The sequence below is a fragment of the Paraglaciecola sp. MB-3u-78 genome (assembly GCF_002835935.1).
Lineage (GTDB): Bacteria > Pseudomonadota > Gammaproteobacteria > Enterobacterales > Alteromonadaceae > Paraglaciecola.
Genome location: NZ_PJCF01000006.1, coordinates 145,392 through 165,366 on the forward strand (window position 1 = coordinate 145,392; position 19,975 = coordinate 165,366).

The 19,975-nt window shown below is 40.6% G+C and carries 20 protein-coding genes and 3 pseudogenes; 12 read left to right on the plus strand and 11 right to left on the minus strand.

Annotated features, from left to right (window positions below):
* The first annotated feature begins 37 nt into the window (after positions 1 to 37).
* Both CXF95_RS14820 and CXF95_RS14825 read left to right on the plus strand, forming a co-directional pair.
* The gene (locus CXF95_RS14820) at positions 38 to 979 is read left to right on the plus strand and encodes a WD40 repeat domain-containing protein (protein WP_198556629.1); all 942 of its coding nucleotides are present in this window, start codon (positions 38 to 40) and stop codon (positions 977 to 979) included.
* Positions 979 to 1,191: a SlyX family protein gene (locus CXF95_RS14825; protein ID WP_101199431.1), complete on the plus strand. Its 213-nt coding sequence runs from the start codon at positions 979 to 981 to the stop codon at positions 1,189 to 1,191. The genes CXF95_RS14820 and CXF95_RS14825 overlap by 1 nt, the downstream gene beginning before the upstream one ends.
* Positions 1,192 to 1,546: 355 nt before the next feature.
* On the opposite strand, the gene CXF95_RS14830 is transcribed toward CXF95_RS14825, so the two are convergent.
* Complete coding sequence (locus CXF95_RS14830) at positions 1,547 to 2,098, minus strand: outer membrane beta-barrel protein (protein WP_101199432.1); 552 nt, start codon at positions 2,096 to 2,098, stop codon at positions 1,547 to 1,549.
* Between the two features lie 261 nt (positions 2,099 to 2,359).
* Positions 2,360 to 2,566: a YheV family putative zinc ribbon protein gene (locus CXF95_RS14835; protein ID WP_101199433.1), complete on the minus strand. Its 207-nt coding sequence runs from the start codon at positions 2,564 to 2,566 to the stop codon at positions 2,360 to 2,362.
* 137 nt (positions 2,567 to 2,703) lie between these two features.
* Between CXF95_RS14835 and CXF95_RS14840 the strand changes: the two genes are divergently transcribed.
* Both CXF95_RS14840 and CXF95_RS14845 read left to right on the plus strand, forming a co-directional pair.
* Positions 2,704 to 4,626, plus strand: coding sequence for an ATP-binding cassette domain-containing protein (locus tag CXF95_RS14840; protein WP_101199434.1), 1,923 nt, complete (start codon positions 2,704 to 2,706; stop codon positions 4,624 to 4,626).
* Between the two features lie 21 nt (positions 4,627 to 4,647).
* Positions 4,648 to 4,860 carry a DUF3565 domain-containing protein gene (locus tag CXF95_RS14845; RefSeq protein ID WP_101199435.1) on the plus strand — a complete coding sequence of 71 codons (213 nt, stop codon included), beginning with the start codon at positions 4,648 to 4,650 and terminating at the stop codon, positions 4,858 to 4,860.
* 646 nt (positions 4,861 to 5,506) lie between these two features.
* Here CXF95_RS14845 and CXF95_RS14850 read toward each other — a convergent pair.
* Together CXF95_RS14850 and CXF95_RS14855 are read right to left on the minus strand one after the other, a co-directional pair.
* The gene (locus CXF95_RS14850) at positions 5,507 to 6,487 is read right to left on the minus strand and encodes a 2Fe-2S iron-sulfur cluster binding domain-containing protein (RefSeq protein ID WP_101199436.1); all 981 of its coding nucleotides are present in this window, start codon (positions 6,485 to 6,487) and stop codon (positions 5,507 to 5,509) included.
* A 16-nt stretch (positions 6,488 to 6,503) separates the two neighbouring features.
* Positions 6,504 to 6,872, minus strand: a complete 369-nt coding sequence (locus CXF95_RS14855; RefSeq protein ID WP_101199437.1) for a group 1 truncated hemoglobin — start codon at positions 6,870 to 6,872, stop codon at positions 6,504 to 6,506.
* A gap of 36 nt (positions 6,873 to 6,908) precedes the next feature.
* Here CXF95_RS14855 and CXF95_RS14860 point away from each other — a divergent pair, with 36 nt between their 5' ends.
* Positions 6,909 to 7,226: a hypothetical protein gene (locus CXF95_RS14860; protein WP_101199438.1), complete on the plus strand. Its 318-nt coding sequence runs from the start codon at positions 6,909 to 6,911 to the stop codon at positions 7,224 to 7,226.
* Between the two features lie 277 nt (positions 7,227 to 7,503).
* Here the strand turns inward: CXF95_RS14860 and CXF95_RS30700 are convergent.
* Positions 7,504 to 7,644, minus strand: a pseudogene (locus CXF95_RS30700) (IS630 family transposase); the annotation flags it as partial.
* Here CXF95_RS30700 and CXF95_RS14870 point away from each other — a divergent pair.
* From CXF95_RS14870 to CXF95_RS14880, 3 genes and pseudogenes are all read left to right on the plus strand, one after another.
* The gene (locus CXF95_RS14870; protein WP_101199439.1) at positions 7,600 to 8,085 is read left to right on the plus strand and encodes a hypothetical protein; all 486 of its coding nucleotides are present in this window, start codon (positions 7,600 to 7,602) and stop codon (positions 8,083 to 8,085) included. The pseudogene CXF95_RS30700 and the gene CXF95_RS14870 overlap by 45 nt on opposite strands.
* A gap of 348 nt (positions 8,086 to 8,433) precedes the next feature.
* Positions 8,434 to 9,912 carry a hypothetical protein gene (locus CXF95_RS14875; protein WP_101199440.1) on the plus strand — a complete coding sequence of 493 codons (1,479 nt, stop codon included), beginning with the start codon at positions 8,434 to 8,436 and terminating at the stop codon, positions 9,910 to 9,912.
* Positions 9,913 to 10,385: 473 nt separating this feature from the next.
* Positions 10,386 to 10,844, plus strand: a pseudogene (locus tag CXF95_RS14880) (integrase).
* A gap of 252 nt (positions 10,845 to 11,096) precedes the next feature.
* On the opposite strand, the gene CXF95_RS14885 reads toward CXF95_RS14880, so the two are convergent.
* Positions 11,097 to 11,477 carry a hypothetical protein gene (locus tag CXF95_RS14885; protein WP_101199441.1) on the minus strand — a complete coding sequence of 127 codons (381 nt, stop codon included), beginning with the start codon at positions 11,475 to 11,477 and terminating at the stop codon, positions 11,097 to 11,099.
* 430 nt (positions 11,478 to 11,907) lie between these two features.
* Here CXF95_RS14885 and CXF95_RS14890 point away from each other — a divergent pair.
* Positions 11,908 to 12,186, plus strand: a pseudogene (locus CXF95_RS14890) (peptidase M28); the annotation flags it as partial.
* 255 nt (positions 12,187 to 12,441) lie between these two features.
* Here the strand turns inward: CXF95_RS14890 and CXF95_RS14895 are convergent.
* From CXF95_RS14895 to CXF95_RS14915, 5 genes are all read right to left on the minus strand, one after another.
* Positions 12,442 to 13,011: a hypothetical protein gene (locus CXF95_RS14895; RefSeq protein WP_101199442.1), complete on the minus strand. Its 570-nt coding sequence runs from the start codon at positions 13,009 to 13,011 to the stop codon at positions 12,442 to 12,444.
* Between the two features lie 283 nt (positions 13,012 to 13,294).
* A complete protein-coding gene (locus CXF95_RS14900; protein ID WP_101199443.1) occupies positions 13,295 to 14,716 on the minus strand; it encodes a sodium-dependent transporter in 1,422 nt (473 codons plus the stop codon).
* A gap of 116 nt (positions 14,717 to 14,832) precedes the next feature.
* The gene (locus CXF95_RS14905; RefSeq protein ID WP_101199444.1) at positions 14,833 to 15,573 is read right to left on the minus strand and encodes an SDR family NAD(P)-dependent oxidoreductase; all 741 of its coding nucleotides are present in this window, start codon (positions 15,571 to 15,573) and stop codon (positions 14,833 to 14,835) included.
* Complete coding sequence (locus CXF95_RS14910; RefSeq protein WP_101199445.1) at positions 15,566 to 15,979, minus strand: thiol-disulfide oxidoreductase DCC family protein; 414 nt, start codon at positions 15,977 to 15,979, stop codon at positions 15,566 to 15,568. Before CXF95_RS14910 ends, CXF95_RS14905 begins: the two co-directional genes overlap by 8 nt.
* 339 nt (positions 15,980 to 16,318) lie before the next feature.
* Positions 16,319 to 17,437: a hypothetical protein gene (locus tag CXF95_RS14915; RefSeq protein WP_232787863.1), complete on the minus strand. Its 1,119-nt coding sequence runs from the start codon at positions 17,435 to 17,437 to the stop codon at positions 16,319 to 16,321.
* A 329-nt stretch (positions 17,438 to 17,766) separates the two neighbouring features.
* On the opposite strand from CXF95_RS14915, the gene fldB reads away from it, so the two are divergent.
* The 3 genes from fldB (at position 17,767) to CXF95_RS14930 (ending at position 19,936) form a co-directional block, all read left to right on the plus strand.
* Positions 17,767 to 18,309 carry a flavodoxin FldB gene (gene fldB / locus CXF95_RS14920; protein ID WP_101199447.1) on the plus strand — a complete coding sequence of 181 codons (543 nt, stop codon included), beginning with the start codon at positions 17,767 to 17,769 and terminating at the stop codon, positions 18,307 to 18,309.
* Positions 18,310 to 18,323: 14 nt separating this feature from the next.
* Positions 18,324 to 19,112, plus strand: coding sequence for a CLCA_X family protein (locus CXF95_RS14925; protein ID WP_101200071.1), 789 nt, complete (start codon positions 18,324 to 18,326; stop codon positions 19,110 to 19,112).
* Between the two features lie 416 nt (positions 19,113 to 19,528).
* Positions 19,529 to 19,936 (plus strand): biopolymer transporter ExbD, encoded by a 408-nt coding sequence (locus CXF95_RS14930; RefSeq protein ID WP_101199448.1) that lies wholly within the window; start codon positions 19,529 to 19,531, stop codon positions 19,934 to 19,936.
* Positions 19,937 to 19,975: the final 39 nt, after the last annotated feature.

Genomic DNA, 19,975 nt, shown 5'->3' on the forward strand with positions numbered 1-19,975 from the left:
TATTAAAATCATCTATTTTGTTATATCGATAAGTGCCATGACACTTATCGCCTGTAGTGGTTCAAGTGATGTGCCTATTAGTTCATTTCGCCATGCTGAGGGGGGGTCACATGCCTCCCACATCTCTGCAGACAATACAATTGCGGTTGTTTCTACTATTGAAAATGGCATTACTGTCTGGGATTTGACTACTAACGAACACCGATATGTATGGCGACATCAAGATGATGGCAGTAATTCAGTGACCAATATTCATATTGCCTTTGATAATTCATATGTTGTGACTGCTGACAGGGAAGCATTTGCGTTGTGGAATTTAGACGTTGGTGAGCCAGAGGGTTTTTGGCGAATTGACGAGGCCAGTATTCGAGATATAGCTGTTTCAAATCAAGGGCGAGGCATTTTGGTAGGGCGCGGCAATGGCAAAGTGATGTTTTTTGAGCCTAAAACAGGAAGGCGATTAGAGTTCTTAGGCCACCAAGAGAAAATTAATAGTGTGGATATTTCACCTAATGGTTTTTATGCATTAACAGGTGGCAACGATTATTTAGCCTATCTGTGGGATACACGCACTGGCCAAGTTGTCCATAAGTTTGACCACCCCAGCAGAGTCACTAAAGTATCACTAGATGATCAAGGACGTTACGCATTTACAGCTGACAGTAAGCGTGATGCAAGAGTCTGGGACTTAGTTACAGGTAAAGAAGTCAGTAACTTACAATATTCGGCAAGACAGCTGATATTCACCACAGCCGTATTTTCGGATGATGGTAAGTACTTACTAACAGGATCGCCATCAAGAAGAATCAATCGCTGGGATGTAAAAACAGGAAAAGAACTAAACGAATGGCGCGTTTCAGCTCGTGAAGGTAGCAAACCAGCCTCGGCTGTAGTGCATGATGTGGGCTTTATTGGTGATAGTGAAATTATTTCAGAAAGCAGCAATGGTTTATTAGAAAAGTGGAAGATAAAAAATTAATGAGCACAGTACAGACAGATATCGAACAATTACAAATGAAAATGGCTTTTCAAGAAGACACCATAGAAAGCCTCAACCAAGCACTCATATTACAGCAAAAACAAATGGACGACTTGCAATTTCAACTCAAACAACTGGTCTCAAAAATGAGTGCCATTGAGCCTAGTGATATGGCCTCCGAAAAAGAGGAAATGCCACCTCCTCATTATTGATTCAGTTAGTTTTATCCAAAGTAAAAAGAAGGCGTTACAGCACAGCCTTCTTTAAATAAGCTAAACCAAAAGACTGAATAGGTTTACAAAGTCGAGTGAAAATCTTTCGAAGGTTTGTTGGTCACGGGGTCAGGGAACCTTGGATTCACTTTTTTGGTTTGGTTTTTTTCAGAAATGATAGATGACATTGCTTTATGTGTAGTAACTCAAATTTGATCTGGCAATATTGAATTATGAAGCGTGATATGACCTGACGGTCGGCTGTTGAACGCTCAATCCAAAAGTGCAATTTTTTACTTTCCTTTTATCCGAAATGTGCCAAAAGCCGAAGTTAGCACGAGAGAATTAGGGCTTGTTAAAACGTATATCTAATGCCAAAATTCCAAAGTTCGCTATATTGATAGAGTCCATACGAAGCTTGAGCAGACCAATGTTTTCCAATGTTGTATTCACCTCCAAAATCAACACCAAAATCCGAATCATCTGATACCGTCAAACCACTTAGGTTAGAGCTAAGGTCTGTAAAAGAAAACGCAGGGGTAGTGAATAGTTTAAAATCGGAATTAAGTTCATAAGAGAATTTGGTTGAAATTCTGACAACGCTATCTAATTCGACATCAGCTCTATAGATAATGTCACATAAGGAACAACCTCCACCGACACTATTATCTTCATCTTCGCTAATACCGACACCGTAACTAATTTCAGGCGTTATCGTTATATTGTCCGAGTAATGGAAGGAGTAACCAGCAACTGCTGCGACAGCATTAACATTGGCATCAAAGAGAGTATTTTTAGTCTTAACTTCTTTCTCAAGATTTATGTAATCAACGCCAAAAGTAAAGTCAGCAAGTGATTGGTTTGACAATATGAAGAGGGAAAGACCTAAGCCTAGAGCTTTTTTCATTTGAGAATACCCTTATCAACTTTTATTATTTTATAAACGACCGTAATTTGCTCATACCCGTCTGTCATGGTAAGTCAGAACTTACAATTTTCATGCGTCAGGTCGAATATGAGCTAGTACACTTTATGGCTAATGTTTAGTGTGAAACAAGGGGAAGAATAAACAGATTGATGTTATGTTCAAATTATTCAATCAAAAAGAACACTAAGCATAACTAAGTCTTAGCGACCCGTTAAGATGCCATGCACTATTACTAAAAAACTACTCCGGCTTAAACACCCCAATCACATTTCCACCAGAACGAGAAGCTTTGGCCACTTTTTTATCTGTTTGGGACTCTGAATAATGACACTTCACACACTCTAATTTTTCAACGTTATTTTCAAAATATAGCATTATGGTGTCCAGTGCGCGGCACTTTGGGCAGTTTGCCCCAGCGACGAATCGTTTTTTTATTTTATTAACCATGGTTTAAGACATTTTTTCGGTTCATCATCTTGTTATGATACTCCCATTCAAATTTGAGTGTTATCTCGTTTTAGTTTAAGTGCAACTAACAACAGAGCATATGCTTAAGATAGCTAAAAAGTTCATAACAGGTTTTCATGATCCAATTTTCAAATGTTTCGTTAATGCGTGGTAGTAAAGTATTGCTGCGAGATGCCAATGCTGTTGTATATCCTGGCCATAAAGCAGGCCTGATTGGCGCTAATGGTTGTGGTAAGTCCACCTTATTTGCTTTGATAAAGGGGGAGCTACATACCGAGCAAGGGGATTTTAATATTCCTAAAAATTGGCAAATCGTCTCGGTCGCCCAAGAAACGCCTGCCGTTGAGCGCTCAGCTTTGGATTATGTGATTGACGGTGATAAACAATACAGAAAACTACAAACACAACTAGTTGACGCAGAACAAGCCCACAACGGCGAACAAATTGCTGTTTTACATGGTTCTTTAGAACAAGTGGGTGCTTATGATATTGATGCCCGTGCCGCGACAATTTTAGCCGGCCTAGGTTTTGCCAATGACGTAATGACAAACCCTGTTTCTGCCTTTTCTGGTGGTTGGCGAATGCGTTTGAATCTAGCTCAAGCATTACTTTGTCATTCAGATTTATTGTTGTTAGATGAACCCACTAACCACCTCGATTTAGATGCGGTCATTTGGTTAGAAAAATGGCTACAGCGCTATGCTGGTACCTTGATGTTGATCTCTCACGATAAGTCTTTTTTGGACAGTACAGTGAATGAAATTATCAGTGTTGAGTCCCAGCAACTTATTAGTTATACGGGTAATTACGATGCTTACGAAAAACAGCGTGCCGAACGTTTACGTTTAAAAAGTTTGCAATATTCAAAGCAACAAGATCAAATTGCGCACCTCGAATCTTTTATTAATCGATTTGGTGCGAAGGCAAGTAAAGCTAAACAGGCGCAGAGCCGCGTAAAACAATTGGCAAAGATGGAATCCTTGCTACCTGTGATGGCCGCTTCCGAATTTAGTTTTACATTTTTTACCCCTCCCAAGTTACCTAATCCACTCATCAAGATGGAGCAGGTAAAAGTAGGTTATGGCGATACTATTATTCTAGAAAAATTGCATTTGAATCTAGTACCAGGTAGCCGTATTGGCTTATTAGGTAAAAACGGCGCAGGTAAATCTACCTTAATCAAATTGTTAGCCGGCGAAAAGTCACCCATGGAAGGCTTGTACGAAACCTCAGCTGGGTTACGTATAGGTTATTTTGCACAACATCAATTAGAGTTTTTACGTGGTGACGATTCGCCCATCGCCCATCTGCAAAGGTTAGATAAAAAAGCTACCGAGCAAAACCTCAGAGATTATTTAGGCGGTTTTGGTTTTCGAGGTGATAATGCGTTAAGCAAAGTAGAGCCCATGTCTGGGGGGGAAAAAGCCCGTTTAGTCTTAGCGCTAACTGTCTATCAAAAACCTAACCTGTTGTTGCTGGATGAGCCCACCAACCACTTAGACTTAGATATGCGCCATGCGCTGAATATTGCGCTACAAGGTTTTGAAGGTGCCATGGTATTGATATCACATGATAGGTTTTTGCTGACTTCGGTCTGTGATGACTTTTATTTGGTGGATTCAAAACAGGTGCAAGCCTTTGATGGTGACTTAGATGATTACAAAGATTGGATCCTTAAAGGCGATAAAAGCGGTGATAAAGGCACTAACGCAGACAGCGACAAAACCACTGTTAAGCCAGATCGTAAAAACACTAAACGTTTAGAAGCAGAATTTAGGCAGGCCACTAAGCCACTAAGGAAAACCATAGAAAAACACGAAAACACTATGGCTGCCGCTCAAACAAAACTAGAAGCTCTCGAGCAGCAACTTAGTGATACTGAGTTATATAATGCCGAAAATAAAACTCAACTCAAACAAGTGTTAACTGAACAAGCCAACCATAAATCTACTCTTGAAGACGCAGAAATGTATTGGCTCGAAGCTCAGGAAGAGTTAGAAATTAAACAAAAGGAATTTGAGCTAGAAAGTATTGGCTAATCTTATGTTTATTGGACTCCCATAAACACGGATAGCCCTATTGTTGGTTATCACAAGGATGAAGAAAATGATTGGGTGGCTGAGTTAGCCTGCGTCCATTTGCAACATGTCAGACATAACCCACCTTGGGTAAGCCGCCCTTGGGTCATCACGGTGGATGGCCGAAAATCAATGCTAGGCCATAAACTGCCATGCAAAAAGTGTGATTTGAATGCTCCTGTGGATACAATTTAGGGAAAGTTAGAGCTAAATTTTTTACCACCGAGAGACTGCGGACACAGAAAAAAGCTAGTTGGTTCTTCTTAATTTAGTCTGCTACTCAAAAACGCGCTAAAGGTGATTGTTATAGTTAGTCACGACTCACTGATTGGCAAATAAGTGCCCAGGCTATGTGAAATTCAAGATTGAATGGGATGGCGTTGCACTTTTTTATGATAAATATTCTCCACAACAGGTGATTATCTGACCAAAATTACAACTAAAAAACCCCACCAAGCTTGGAAGTTGCGATTTTTTACACAGCCTGTGCCATAACCGGCCGTTCTCCCTACTGTCATAATTATTTATAAGTTTTTGGAGTCGCTAAGGCGCAATGTGCCCACAAGAGGTAGTTAAAGCAGTTATTTATTAGATAGTGACTAGATAACCGGGTGGTCTTTACACTTAGATGGGGAAGGTATCTGAAGTAGGGCTAAACTTGGCGCTAAACATTCAGTAGCTAATACTCTTTTTGTAGCATAACAATGGTATTTCTGATCGCCAAAAAGGGTAAACAGGACATACTAGGGCAATGATGGTAGACAAACATTTGATTGTGGGTAGTTACAGCAATAGCAGTATATTTAGTATAACTGTATTACTACAGTCGCCGGCTAGCTATTCAGCGTGGAATGCTGCGTAGGTCTTTATATTCGAATGGATCTGTATAAATATGTTGTAATGGCACCCCAGCCACATAAGCACTGGTCTGCGTAGACTTTACCATCTGCGTATTACCACAAATATATAGTCTCGGCTGTTGCTCTACGTTTAACTCAGCCATTGCAACGTCATTACATCGCCCCCGCATCATGCCTGGTGCGGTCTGAGACGCTGAGATGCAGGGATGATAAGAGAAATTTTTCTGGTTTTGCGCAAGTGTGACAAGTTGATTGTGTAAATATAGACCATCAATATTGCCGGCCCCATGATAAAAATGTATATCCCCCTGATGGTGGTGCTTGATAGCATCTCTGGCGATACCCAACAGTGGTGCCGCCCCTGTACCACTGCCAATGAGTATAAGCGGCATGTCTAAATCTTTGACGGTGTAAAAACAATTCCCCATAGCCTGCCCAATGTCAATCTCATCGCCAACCCTAGCATGCTCAAACAACCAAGAGGTCATTGTGCCCCGTATTTTTCGTTTTATGTGTAATTCCAGCAAGCCGTCTTCGTTTGGTACACTGGCCAGTGAATAACTTCTTATCGCGCCCAGAGGATGTTTAAGGTTAATGAATTGCCCTGCGCGATAGCTGAAATTTTGTTGTGCCTGCAGCACAAGCTGCAAGACATTTTCTGCCAGCAGGCTTTTTTTGCTGATCTGCGCGCGGCGAAATAGCAATTCGCTATCCACATCCGCGGCCTGCTGAATATCGATGGCGCTCTGCTGGCAGGCAAGAAAATACTGTTGCGCTACTAAGGTCTCTTTTATACCGGCCATGGCCTGGGATGATAACTTACCCTCAATACATTTTAATAGACAGGCCTGACAATGTCCTGATTTACAGGAATAACTGACCTCGATCTTATAACGAATAAGTAAGTCTAATACCGTTTCATTTTTATCCTGCGCACAGATATCATGCTGCCTGAAAAGCACGGTTCACCTTAAAATGTTATAAACCCAAAATGTCGTCATGGGTGCTGCCCGCGATCGCCATTACTTCGCCGATCAAAGCCTCGTCAACCCCGAGCTCTTGCAAGGTTGTTTGTAAATGCACTGCAACTGCGCTGAAGTGGCTATCATTTAGGCCCTGTTCTACCAGAGGTGCATGAGCCTCGCGCAAATCCCGGCCGCTATAATGGTTCGGCCCACCAAAAGCCATGGTTAAGAAGCTTTTTTGTTTCGCCAACTGATCATTCATGTCAATGTTGCTGAAAAAATGCGCAATACTGTCATCAGATAAGACTTTGCGATAAAACAGATTAACGGCGGCATCTACTGCCGCCTCTCCACCTATACGTTCAAATAAAACAGTGTTCATTAGTAAGCCTTTTGATTATGTCAGGATAAAACTTAAGTGCTGAACTCGCTGCCATCGGTGCAGCTAAAGCAAGCCTGTGACTTTAAGCCTAACAGTAAAAAACACATGCACCATTGGTATAAATACCTATATGCCAAAATCTTCGGCTTGCCATTAATATTCACTCCTTCAGTGTCTACCAGCGGTTGTTTTAGGGGAAGTAGAAGCATCAGTCCAGTGTGGTCAGGGCAGGTTGGATACTTTAGCGACGTAGCCGCCTTTTCACCCCCAGCAGAGTCCTCTAAGCAGCGCTGGTATTTCACCGGGCAAAAAGAGGGGGCAGAGGAAACTGCAAAGCCAGGCTTTGTCCGATGAACCAGCCCACCGGCAAGGGGTTGTCGACTTAGTCGTTTGAAGACGATTTTCTGAGGGCGATTGACGAGGTTCCAAATTAGGCATGGACGACTGATACTACTTATATGGGAGCTTTTAGGCTCCGATTGATATCCAGTACATCCTGTTCTGACAAATTACCGGCGGCTAGTTACAGTGCTAGGGCAATGGTTACATAGCCGTAACACACGCAGCTTAGGTTGCATCTGGCATCAAACAAGTTACGGGTGTTATTTAGCACGTCTATACCCTAGTCACTTCAACTTGCAGGTTTTAGTACCTGAAAGTTATCGTTTATTCGGCTGTTTAGCGTGTCAGCAATATCGGGAAGGATGACATTAAAAAGGTGACGAATGTGTTGTCGAAATTCTTTGGAGTTAGAGAAATATCGATTATTGCTCAGATTACGTTCATTGGGTTTGTCATTGCAGTCAACGAGCGAGTTATAGAGGCATTTAAACGAACCTTTAGACGAAGAACTTCCGAAGAATATTCGAACGAGTTAAAGTCGATTAAGGAAGCCCTCCAAAACAAACCTTTAGATATTGAACTAATAAACAAAGCAAAATTGTGGCAAAGCATTGTGAACGATTACTCATCAGAAACGGGGATAGTGTGTCTAACAGCTTCATTAATAATTGGCTGTATTCTTGGGTCATTAGGTGTTGTCAGTATTTTTGGTAGCTTTGAGAGCTCAACAAAATTTTCAAGTCAGATACATGTGATTCTATTTAATGGTGTCGATGTTGTTTTAACTGGTTGGGTTATTTCTGGGGGCTCAGATGGATGGACAGGCTTTTTAACTAACGCCAAAAATCTATTTAGTCAAAAAGTGAGTTGAATTGTAGTAGTGTGATTAATTGGGATTGTCAGCACTTAAACTGACAATTATTTTGATGAACCTTTACCAAATCTGACTAGGAGCTATGTGCCAAAAGCGGCTGTTTACGTGCTACCCAATGAACGATCCCATTTAGCAGATTGCAGACAGTCGATGAAATTGGCTGTATGACTCCTCCGAGTGATAACCAGACCTTCAGCAACTGTTATTCCAAGCATTGAAATCCAATCATCGAATAAGATGCTCTACTCATAAAATGAACTATGGTTGATTCTTAGTATATTAAAAATAACAATAATTTTCCTCATACTGCTGTTTTGGAATCCAATATTTAAGGAAGAATCTATTATGAAAATCAATACACTTTTCTTTAGTCAACCAGCCAGCACTTGGGTTATTAAGTGCGTTTGCGTAATGTTACTGACATGCCTGATGAGTACCGCTTCGGCAGCAGATTGGTACGTAAAAGCATCAGCCGAATCAGGAGGGAGTGGCTCCAAGGCCAAACCATTCAACTCCCTGACAGACGCTGAATTGGTCTCAGGCGAAGGAGACACGATCTATATTAAACAATCCAACAAGCATGCGATACTCGATGGGCAAATCGTGCTCAAACCCAACCAAAAACTTATCGGCTTAGGACCGGATGTGCGAAATGTGCCGGAAAATGCTGCTGGTGCAAGGATCACCTATTCCGGTGGAGACGGAGAGGGCTACCCTGACGGCGCAGTTGTTCAGCTTTCCAGTGGCAACGAAATTTCCAATATTCATTTCAAAGATATGAGCTTTGGCGCAATTGTGGGAATTGACGTAGATTTCACTGGCGCAAATATTCACGATAACCTCTTTTCCGGAGGGGATATTGATAATGGCTGGTTTCGAGTGTCCGTTCTTTTAGATTCATCTTTAAGCAACAGCGATGTTATCGTGAAGGATAACCTTTTCAGAAACGGAAATTTTCTTAGTGGCATAAATATTAATCATCGAGGAGATAGTTCTGGCATCTATCATTTCGAAGGTAATCACTTTGACAATATCGGTGGGAGACCTTATATATTCTGGACAATTGATGCGGCATATATTCAGGCCAAAATCCTGAATTCTTCAGCCAATGATATTGGAGCTCTTGGAGAGTACAGTGAATTTGCTAACTCAGACAGTATTCTAATGCAAATGTCTGGCAGTTCTATAATGGACGTTGTGGTTGATGGCTACACCTATGACAACACCGGTCAATTCGGGGGCATTTCGAATACGGGGCTCGAATTGTTCATCATTGGTGACGGGATAGGAGCACCTCCTGAATTATGGGCAAACAACGCGCAAGTGTCCTTGAAAATCAACAACAGTAGTTTCAGTAATGCAGTAACCGAGGCTATTCAATTAAACAACTTGGGTTTGAATTCAATAATAGATGTAGAAATCAGAAACACCCAGGTTGTTAATGCCAATCCTGGACAGATAGGACCCTTATTCGGATTGACTGGTGCCGCTATATCGCTTCTCCCCGAAAACACTGGTAACAGCGGTAGCCGTGCATCTCTACTCATTGAAAACAGCGACATCATTGGATCATCTGGATATGCGGTAGGGGTTTACGACGCGGGCATATCTGGCTTTAATTCAGATATCGATTTGGGCGGTGGCGTTTTGGGCAGCCTTGGCAATAACCGTTTCCTGGATAATGCCATCGGTGATATCGAACTTTTTCAGACAGGCGGTTTTGGATTGTTCAACTGGTGGGGCGGCGTGTCTCCACGAATTGATTTGTATGGGAGCGGTACTTTCGAGTCAGTTCCAGAATTGCAGACTGATCCTCGTCCATAAAGAACTACTGCAAAGGGCAAATATATAGTGGTTATCTGCTCTTTGCAGCAAGCTGAATGAAATAGACAACTTAGTTAAAAAAACTTCCGACTCGGGTCGATAAAACCAGATTGATCACGCTTGTTGCGATGGTCCGCTAATGGCACAAACTTCTCACACAAATTTGAACTGCGTGTGACCGCTATCTCAGTAAAGGCGATCCTCATAGCTAATTAATCGTATGACTGGTTTTCGAAGGAGCCGGACAGTCTAAAATACTGACTTGCGGGTGATATCGACTAAATATATCAGTGATAAATCATCAATTCTCGACGAAATATTAACCTGAGCTGAAACTTGATATATAGATACAATACTAGTAACTCCATCAACGTTTGAGAATTATTATGTAAGCTTTAACTATTTATATCCCTAAAGAACCTTGGAACAAAAATAAAATTGTCGGACAAAAGTTACCACTTAAACTTCAACAAATGTGGTCTATTTGAATTAGGCTTGAACTAGCAAGAAATGTAAGAGACCTTGCATTATTCAACCTAGGGATTGATAGTAAATTACGCGGTTGTGATTTGGTCTCGCTAAAAGTCAAAGATATCTGTCATGGAATAAGTGTTCAATCCAGAGCTATTATTGTACAAAAAAAGACTGGTTTACCGGTTCAGTTTGAATTGAAAGTAAACACTAGAGAAGCTGTTTTGGATTTAATTACTCAATCTCACCTGAGCCATTCTGACTATTTGTTCAAATTGGATAAAACACAATATGGCACAAATACGATGCGCCGGACAAAACCATCACTGATTTATAAAAAGACGAAGAATTTAAGAGCCTGCCAGCTATTGCTTGGGCACCGAAAACTTGAGAGTACCGTTAGGTATTTAGGCATAGAGGTAGACGATGCACTTGAAGTTTCTGAAAGTATTGATGCATAAATACACTGCCAGAGACTAACGTACTCTGGCAAATTCACAACATGAATGGCCTCTGCGTGTTGCGGCCATTGACTTTTGTCAAATCAACGTCCCTGACCCAGCAGATTCCTCAGATTAGTTTCCAGTGACAAAGAAATATTTATTCATTAACCATTCTTCCCATAATCACAAAGAAAGGAGTAGGAGTGAATTTAATTACTATTCACTCCTACCCCTTTTCCCAGTGATTTTCTACCAGTATCGCTTTAATCGCTATATCTCTATTTCGCTGTATAAGCTGTCGGAGACGATTTTTCGAAGTTCGGCTAATCCAGCAAGCCATTGTGCAACCGATTTGTCAGCCTGAACTTTATCCCATGCGGTCGCGAAATCGGCAAGGGAGCCGGGATATTCTAGGGCGACTATCATCGCGCCAGTCGAATCTCCAGCGAAAGTTGCTCGCCAAGCGCGGATTGTCATTTTCGGAGCGATGGCCTTTATCAGCAGACTACCTTTATTAAGTTGCGCGATATAGGCTCCAGCATCATCTGTATCGACCACAACAACCCGAAGTGTCGAAAGTTCGTCAGCAAATACGGCGGTAGATAATGAGAGCATTAGGCCCAGCAGAATTAATGTAATTAATTTTTTCATAATTTATTTCCTTTTGTTATAGCAGCGTGTGCCGAAAATTGGCATTCGAATTAGACTATAGTCGACTAAGACGAAATTACTATCAGTCGTAATGACGGCTGTGCAATTTTAATTGCGTCGCCAACTTGGAGTGCTTTTTGGAAAAAGGGGAGCGGAATAAATAGGTAGGGAATTCACTCATAATCGTGTTGATGCTGTGAACTTGAGGAAAGGGTTTTTTACTACTGATACTAGATAGTATTAAAGATGCCGTTAATAAAATTGCAGGTGTCGATGCAGAATTTAACACGACTGTGCTAGCTCAAGGGTATAACGAATCAAAGAGATTGTCAGAGACTCATTTGTTAATTGGAATATACTGGTTGTAGTAGCTAAACCTCTCGCTTATATGTGCAGATTAAAATACCTAATAAAAATAATAGGGAATACTATGAAGTTAAGTCTAGGCTTGGGAGCCATTTTGACAGGAACGCTATTGATTGCATGCCAATCTGAGCAGGTTCAACACACATCTGAAATATCTGATGATGCATCACGGATTAAGTCGCATCTTAGGTTTTTATCTGATGACTTATTAGAAGGCAGAGATACAGGAGCTCGAGGGCACGAAATCGCTTCGTTATATATTGCAGCTGAATTTGAAAAATACGGTTTAACCCCAGCGGGTGACAATGGCACTTATATGCAGAGGGTGAATTTTGTTCAAGCTTATATTGATTGATCAATCCTCCATCAAATTGTCGTTAACGGGTTCACTCGCTCATGCTGACGGCATTTGCCGCTTGCAAGGAATCTGCAGGGTCACCCAGTCAGTGGAAATGAGCAATAAAATGGTTTAACACAAGGGTAGACGGCGCATGGCATTGAACGCTGTGAAATTATATTTGTGGGGATCCCTCAGACTCTGTCCCCCGCAGATTCCCAGAATTCCTAAACCAGCAAATAGCCAGAGCTAATAGCTAGTTTATATTAGCAAGTCCTGCTGGGTTATTGCAGCACAACGGGGATCCATTGCTTGTACACCTTTAATCATTTGCTGAGTTAGGGTGATGGTTTTACCTTCTTTTTCAAACGTAATAGGGTCGCAACCATGATCCTGCTCACAGATGAGATCAAATTCAGGTTTCGCTTTGATATGGCAGCCAAAACAATTGCCACCAAACTTATTGACCACTTCAAAGGCACCACGTACCGCTATTTCTGAGCCCTTTTCAGACACCGCCAATTCAAAGAACTCCCAGTCTTTCGTCACAGCGTTATAGCCTTTTTCCCGTTTGACCATAACCTCGGTTGGGACGAGTTGCACGACAGAGCCAACGGGGTAAACCGCCCCATTAACCGTTTTAGCTGCGGCTAATGTGGATTGTAAATCACCAAGTAGATTGTCTACAAAAAAACCTCTAACAGGAGCCATTTCTGTTAAACATTTAAAGCTATCTTCATTGACTTCAACTGTTTGTGCATAACTGATGTTACTGACTAAAATTGCTATTAAAGCAAATGAGGTAAAGATACTTTTCTTTTTAACAGTCATAGTGATTAATCGCATTTTGATTTTAAGTATTAAGATTAAATAGAATTATTATCTAATATTCAATTTCTCATTTCTTATTTCTCATATCACTTAACAAAATAATGAACAATTAAAACATTAACACTGTCTTTATTTCGCCACAAACATGGTGTATTCACTATACAAAAAGGTAGTAAAAAGAAGCGCGAATTGGGGTCGGCACCATTAATTCTATTACGTATTGCAAAACAAAAAAGCCAAACTTTTTAGGTTTAGCTTTATCACTATTTTGTTGCACCACCCGCTAACCAATCAATGCAGCACCAAAGAACTTCAACGCTATGGTGTTAATCAATACCAACAACAAAATGACTGGGATAAACGTGCCTACCGAGAAATCAACATAACGCTCAAACCAGCTATGTGCATAATTGGGAGCACCTTCGTCTAGTTCTTTATTGAAATTTGCCTTCTTCCAACGGTAGATAACAAAAAGACAAATTAACAGACCATTAAGGGGCAAAATGGTGTCGTAAAACACATCAATTATCACATCAAAGAACGACTTAGACTGTCCTGCATAACTGATAAAACCAGTAAAAAAGTCCAGCATACCAAATGATGTTGCAGCCATGACCGACATTATCACTAACAGAAGTCCCATCCAGCCTAATGCTTTACGACGGCTGAAGTTTTTCTCTTCCATCAACGCTGCCACTGGTACTTCAAATATTGAAACAATCGAGGTGATAGCCGCAAAAAAGACTAATAAAAAGAAAAAGCTAGCAATGGCACTGGCGCCAACGTAACCAATAGTGGCTTGTAATGCCAAAAATATTTTAGGTAAGAATGTAAAAATCATACCTACAGACGAGTCACTTAAATCGTTAGTATTGATATCAGGGTTAAAGGAAAACACGGCGGGTAGAATCAATAAACCCGCAATAAAAGCCACTGCGGTATCTAACAAAGCGACCATTTTTGCAGAGCCGGGCACATCTGTCTTCTTATCTAAATACGAGCCATAGGTGATCATAATCCCCATACCCAAAGACAATGAAAAGAATGCCTGGGATAACGCACCATTGACCACAGAAGCGTTAATTTTGCTGAAATCAGGTATCACATAATATTTCACGCCTTCAAACGCATTGTCCAAGGTCAGCACAAAAATCACTAAGGCTATCAGCATAATAAATAAGGTAGGCATCATAAATTTAGCTGCTTTTTCAATCCCTTGCTTTACGCCGCCTTGCAAAATTAAATAGATAATAGCCAATACGCCGACCATGTAATAAAACAAGTCGTAACCATTAATAAAGGAACCAAAAGTATCAGGGTCGGCAAGCATATCAAGATCACCCGTTACAGAATGAAACAAATAACCAAATATCCAAACAGTGATGACTAAATAGAAAACCGCAATCATAAAGGGGGTAATAATCGAAAGCCAACCCGCTACTTTCCAGCCTTTATGTCCATCTGACATGGAAGAATAAGCACCGAGGGGATCTTTACGACTATGCCTACCTACAGACATTTCAGCCAACATTACGGGTAAACAAATGAAAGCCACAAAGATGGCATAAATTAACAAAAACGCGCCACCACCATTTTTAGTAGCCGCAACGGGGAAACCCACCATATTACCGATACCTACAGCTGAACCAGCTGCAGCTAGAATAAAACCTAAACGTGAACCAAACTGTTCGCGAGGTGCGCTCATAACCTATCCTTTTTTTATTTTTATAATTTGAATAGATATTACCAGCAGATTTTCAGAAAGTCTTTTATGTTGACAACACAGTTGCTACAGAATGTACTAAAAGTGTTTACATTTAGCTACCATGGAATAACACGGCCTTGCCAATCGACATAGTGGGGGCCAGTGTCTGCAGTTAGATTAGGGATGATGTTAAGTAACTGTGTGACAGTAAAGTCAGTAGTAAATAATTTTCCTTTGGGCACCTTGGACTGGAACGGCCTAGAAAGCTCGGTTTCTACTGTGCCAGGATGGTAACTGATTAAACAGATGTTTTTTGCCCGTCTTTGGCATTCAATTTGTGCACACTTTATCATCATATTGAGTGCCGACTTACTGGCTCGATATCCATACCAGCCGCCTAAATGATTGTCGCTAATACTGCCAACTCTGGCACTAAAGAAAACTAATTTAGACGGTTCAGCTCCTTTTAGCAGTGGTTCTACATGCTTTAACCATATAGCAGGTAATATAACGTTAGTGGTGAAGTAAAAACTTAGCTGATCTTTGTGAATATCTTCTAAACGTTTTTCAGGCATGATTTTTTGATTGTCAGCACCGATTGCGTGTAATGCACCGATGCAACATACAACTAGACTAAATTGACCACCGGCTTGCATAAGTTGTTGACAATATTGAGCCACCAAATCGTCGTTTCCAGAATCAAGGGTATGATATTGCACACCTTCAATAGGCGACGCAGGTAATGAACGAGACACAGCATACACACACTCGTACTCGCCTGATTCATATAGCTTTTTAACCAGCGTTTTACCGATGCCTCCTGAGGCACCTATCACCAATGCATTGCCTTTAAACATCTGCTTTATCACCTTTGCTTTCGCAGGGTATACAAGGTTTCTTTCCGGTTAGAAGATAAGAAATACGGTGGCGATATTTAGCAAAAATATTGTAGGCTATATCAGCAAACCACCTTATGACCGGCCACCTTAGAGGCGCATATACCCAACCTTTGCCCACCAGTTTCCAAGCTAAATAGGTTACGTCTAATCCACTGATCAAAGTACCGTCAGCCAAATAACCGTGGATCCTAGCATCTAATACTTGCCAGTCTAGGTGTGGATAATCTACAAAAAAAGCAGGTGTTTGAATATCAACAAATATAATATTTTGCTGTTTATCCAGTTGTTTTAATTTGTTCATTTCTATTGAACACAAAGGGCAATAACCATCATAAAAAATGGTTAAAGAAGAATTATGGATCATTTAGTCGGCACAATTGTTGATACATGGAAGTTTTTACGTTGATAAAGTCATAGTGGATTACATTCACTATGACTTATTTTACACCCTGTACTCACTCTTTTAATTAAAAATATTCGGTCAATACTATTTTGAACCAGACCAATAGTGACCTAACTTACCGAAATTAATATCTATATAAGCCGCAGATGAGCATCAGGATTACTTTTTATGTAATCCGCAGAATCAATGTTGTCACTATGGTTGCGACACTTAAACTGGCAACGTTTTGGGAGATGTTCTGCCAGAAAGTTAACATAATCCCGTATTAAGATTAAATATTATGGCTAACCATTATTCAGGTTAGTCGAACCATGTTGCTTGTATAGGCAGACTAAACAGCAGTGGCGCAAACATTTGATAATGTGGGCGATTTTGTGCGCACTTAACGTTGTTTAAGTATACTGCCTTCCAAGGATCGTTAATTAACCATAAGGTGTCATCAATCACCGCCACCCCCTCTATTGACGCATTGTCCATGGCTTCGTAGTTTTCACATCCTTCAGTGCCGGTTTGAATTTCAGCAAAAAAGTCAACCGGCAATAAAAGTGTTTCTTTTTTGCCGGCTAAATCTACCACCCATAATGTTTCATCGTTTCTGGCGGCAACCAACAAAAATTCTCGACCATCTGGCGTTTGATAATAGTCCATACCGTTAATAGGATGATTACCACTATCAAAAGAAGGTAACTTCAAAGCAAAGTTTGTGACTACTGCAAATTCATCTGATTGCCAAAATTCATTATGCATTTGCAAGGAAAAAATTCTGGCTTGTTTGTTACTGTCTTTCTCAATACCCAGATATAAAGTTCGAGCTTGACCAAATGCGAGGGCTTCAACCCCATCATTAGGGAAATTGCCAATCTGCATATCAGCAGTAAATTGGATTGGACGAATATGGGTTATCAACACTGTATTGTTGCCTTGCAATTCAAGTCTGACAAGTAAAGTTGGATGATTTGTTGAGCCTGAATTTAGGTATTTTTGCTGGCAAACTTCAGACATAGGATCGGCATATGACGCATCTTCTGTGACCATATAAAATACGTTGTCATCATCAGGATCGACAACCAAGGCTTCGAGATCAGGGTTATCACTGATATATGCGGCAAAACAGCTTGTTTGCAATGTTTCAGATAAAATCATTGGCAAATCAGGGCCGCTTAACAAAGCATCATCTTTAGAGATAGTCCGCAAGCGCAGACGTTGTGAAGGATGGGCACTGCGATCGCTCAAGGTCAACAACTCATCACGCCATTTCACTAAGCCCGATGTCTGCGGGTTTAGCATCACTTGACCGTCTTGTTCGATGATCCAATGACCATAGACTTGCAATTTTTGCTCTAATTTCTCTACTTTTGCCAATTCAGGGTTTTTTCCACAGCTAACTAATATACTGCAAATTCCTATGATAAAACCCACATACGTTCTCATTTACGACCTGATCTCACATTCATGAATCATTGAATAGGCTGCCAAGTTTACCCTACTCAAAATTATGAAGAAATACAAAATTTGGACCATTTGGTCATTATTTATCATCGTTCCACCTAACAATGGCTAAACAGTCGTTGGTTAAATATTCAGAACCTACATAAAAAGCCGCACTACAATATTTTATTTGTATAATGCAGTTGTTTATATGCACTCATATAGGGTTTAGAAGAACATTATGAAAGTAACATAGTTGATAGTGTTAATAAGCTGGGCGGCTTCTGTCGCTGCTACTCCAACAAAACAAATAGGACTTCATGATTAATAGCGAATTAAAAATCGGCCTTTTTTACGGTTCAACCACTTGTTATACCGAAATGGCCGCCGAAAAAATTCAAACTAAGTTACACGAGTTAGTGGGTCATGGCTGTGTTGAATTATTTAATATAAAAGATAACGCATTATCAAAAACACAAGAGTTCGACATTCTTGTTTTTGGTATTTCAACCTGGGATTTTGGAGAATTACAAGAAGACTGGGAATCGACTTGGCAAGACATCGCAGAGCTAAATTTGGCCGACAAAACGGTGGCCATTTTTGGTTTAGGGGATCAGCTAGGTTATGCAGAGTGGTTTCAAGATGCAGTAGGCATGTTGCATGACGAACTGCTGGTATTAGGTTGTGACTTTGTTGGCTACTGGCCTAACCAAGGATATGACTTCATCGCTTCAAAAGCGCTCACAGAAGACAAAGATTTTTTTGTTGGTTTAAGCCTTGATGATGAAAACCAATATGATCTTACTGATGAACGTATCGACAGTTGGTGTAAGCAGTTACTAGCTGAAATAAAAACGTTGTAGTTATCAAATTGCAAATACCAGACTCTCGTATTCATAAACCCTTTTATCGTAACGGCCCCTCTCATCGAGATGGTGCCGATGTTAGCTTTCAAGATATCGTTAAAATTTTTGGCTTTCGCACTGTCACAATCGGAAAATGGGTCACGGCCGCAGAACAACAAATTGCGGCCAACCTGTTTTTTGATGCTTTATGCGATTTGATGGATATTTTACAAGTACCAGAAACAGTCATTTCTCTCAATGGTAACCTCTCATTAGCATTTGGCAGCGGCGGAAGAAAACATAGCAGTGCTCACTATGACTCAACTACCAAAAAACTAGCACTAGCGAAAAATGCAGGGGGCGGCGCACTAGCCCATGAGTGGTTCCATGCTTTTGACCATTACATTTGTGACAAATTATTTGTTCAGGCTTCTCATGAACAATTTGCTTCCCAGTGTTGGTTACAAGACAAGAAACAAATATCCCATCAACTGAATAAAAAGCTCAGCCGGTGTTTCGAAGCAATATTTTTAGGCGCAGATAAAAGCCAGCCGAATGAGTATGTTAGGCGCAGCGCTCAAGCAGACAAATTACTGAAAACATTTTATTACGCACGCCCACAAGAGCTGGTTGCACGAGCCTTTGAAGCATGTATTCAAGACCATTCCACCAAAAATGCATTTCTGGTACAAGGTACCAAACAAAGTCCAGAAGCAAAAATGGGGATTTATCCCGCTGAAAAACTCAGAGCAACAATTTCTAAAAACATATTGGATTATTTTTATCATTTGGGGAGAGGGGTGAAAATTGGAAAAGTATAATGCAGGTCAAACCACATCATCTGAAATGCAGTGAAAGCTATTTACGGTGCAATTCAGTTTTAACAACTCAGCAATAATATGCAGTACAAGCATGTTCCCCCATTCTTATCCAAAGTTCAGGTTATTTAGAATTCCACTTCCGATAAAACTATCGACCTGATATTTAACATACTTGCTTTACAAGTTTGACTCAGATTTTAACTATGTAAGCTGAAGATCGACTATTAATGTTTACTCAGAGCAACAAATTGTAAAACCTACTGGATTATTTTTATCATTTGGGGCAGGCTATGTGTAAGTAAAATATCTTATAATCTGAGTGTTTTGTTGATTTTATGTTAATTAATAGATGCTCTGAAGCTTAACTGCCTTTATACTAGGCAGTCTCGTTTTAACCCAATTGGCGATTTATACCGATGAAAAGAAAAAAGCACGGCAGTTCTGACGACGACGCTGCAATTGATATGACTCCCATGTTGGACATAGTGTTCATCATGCTTATCTTCTTTATTGTGACCACTTCTTTCGTAAAAGAGAAAGGTCTTGAAGTTAATCGTCCTAAAGATTCGAATACGCCACCACCACCGACCAATGTCAAGTCACTGTCTATTCGAGTGAATGAAGACGGCACTATAGTCGTTAACGGTCGTCAGGTAGATATTCGCCGCGTTGAAGCCAACATTCAAAGCTTCTTGGCCGAAAACAACCAAGATTCTGCGGCGGTTCAGGCTCATCCAAAAGCAAAACACGGTGATGTAACTGAAGTTATTAACGAAGTAAAAAGAGCCGGTATAGCAAACGTCTCGGTATTGGTTGGCACTTAAAACCAAAAGAATCAATAAGATTAACTAAAACCCCGCTAT

Excerpts from the sequence above, each read along its gene's own strand:
- CXF95_RS14820 (WP_198556629.1), top strand. The coding sequence starts at position 38 with ATGACACTTATCGCCTGTAGTGGTTCAAGTGATGTGCCTATTAGTTCA.
- CXF95_RS14825 (WP_101199431.1), top strand. The coding sequence starts at position 979 with ATGAGCACAGTACAGACAGATATCGAACAATTACAAATGAAAATGGCT.
- CXF95_RS14830 (WP_101199432.1), bottom strand. The coding sequence starts at position 2,098 with ATGAAAAAAGCTCTAGGCTTAGGTCTTTCCCTCTTCATATTGTCAAAC.
- CXF95_RS14835 (WP_101199433.1), bottom strand. The coding sequence starts at position 2,566 with ATGGTTAATAAAATAAAAAAACGATTCGTCGCTGGGGCAAACTGCCCA.
- CXF95_RS14840 (WP_101199434.1), top strand. The coding sequence starts at position 2,704 with ATGATCCAATTTTCAAATGTTTCGTTAATGCGTGGTAGTAAAGTATTG.
- CXF95_RS14855 (WP_101199437.1), bottom strand. The coding sequence starts at position 6,872 with ATGAACACTGTTTTATTTGAACGTATAGGTGGAGAGGCGGCAGTAGAT.
- CXF95_RS14875 (WP_101199440.1), top strand. The coding sequence starts at position 8,434 with ATGAAAATCAATACACTTTTCTTTAGTCAACCAGCCAGCACTTGGGTT.
- CXF95_RS14885 (WP_101199441.1), bottom strand. The coding sequence starts at position 11,477 with ATGAAAAAATTAATTACATTAATTCTGCTGGGCCTAATGCTCTCATTA.
- CXF95_RS14895 (WP_101199442.1), bottom strand. The coding sequence starts at position 13,011 with ATGACTGTTAAAAAGAAAAGTATCTTTACCTCATTTGCTTTAATAGCA.
- CXF95_RS14900 (WP_101199443.1), bottom strand. The coding sequence starts at position 14,716 with ATGAGCGCACCTCGCGAACAGTTTGGTTCACGTTTAGGTTTTATTCTA.
- CXF95_RS14905 (WP_101199444.1), bottom strand. The coding sequence starts at position 15,573 with ATGTTTAAAGGCAATGCATTGGTGATAGGTGCCTCAGGAGGCATCGGT.
- CXF95_RS14910 (WP_101199445.1), bottom strand. The coding sequence starts at position 15,979 with ATGATCCATAATTCTTCTTTAACCATTTTTTATGATGGTTATTGCCCT.
- fldB (WP_101199447.1), top strand. The coding sequence starts at position 17,767 with ATGATTAATAGCGAATTAAAAATCGGCCTTTTTTACGGTTCAACCACT.
- CXF95_RS14930 (WP_101199448.1), top strand. The coding sequence starts at position 19,529 with ATGAAAAGAAAAAAGCACGGCAGTTCTGACGACGACGCTGCAATTGAT.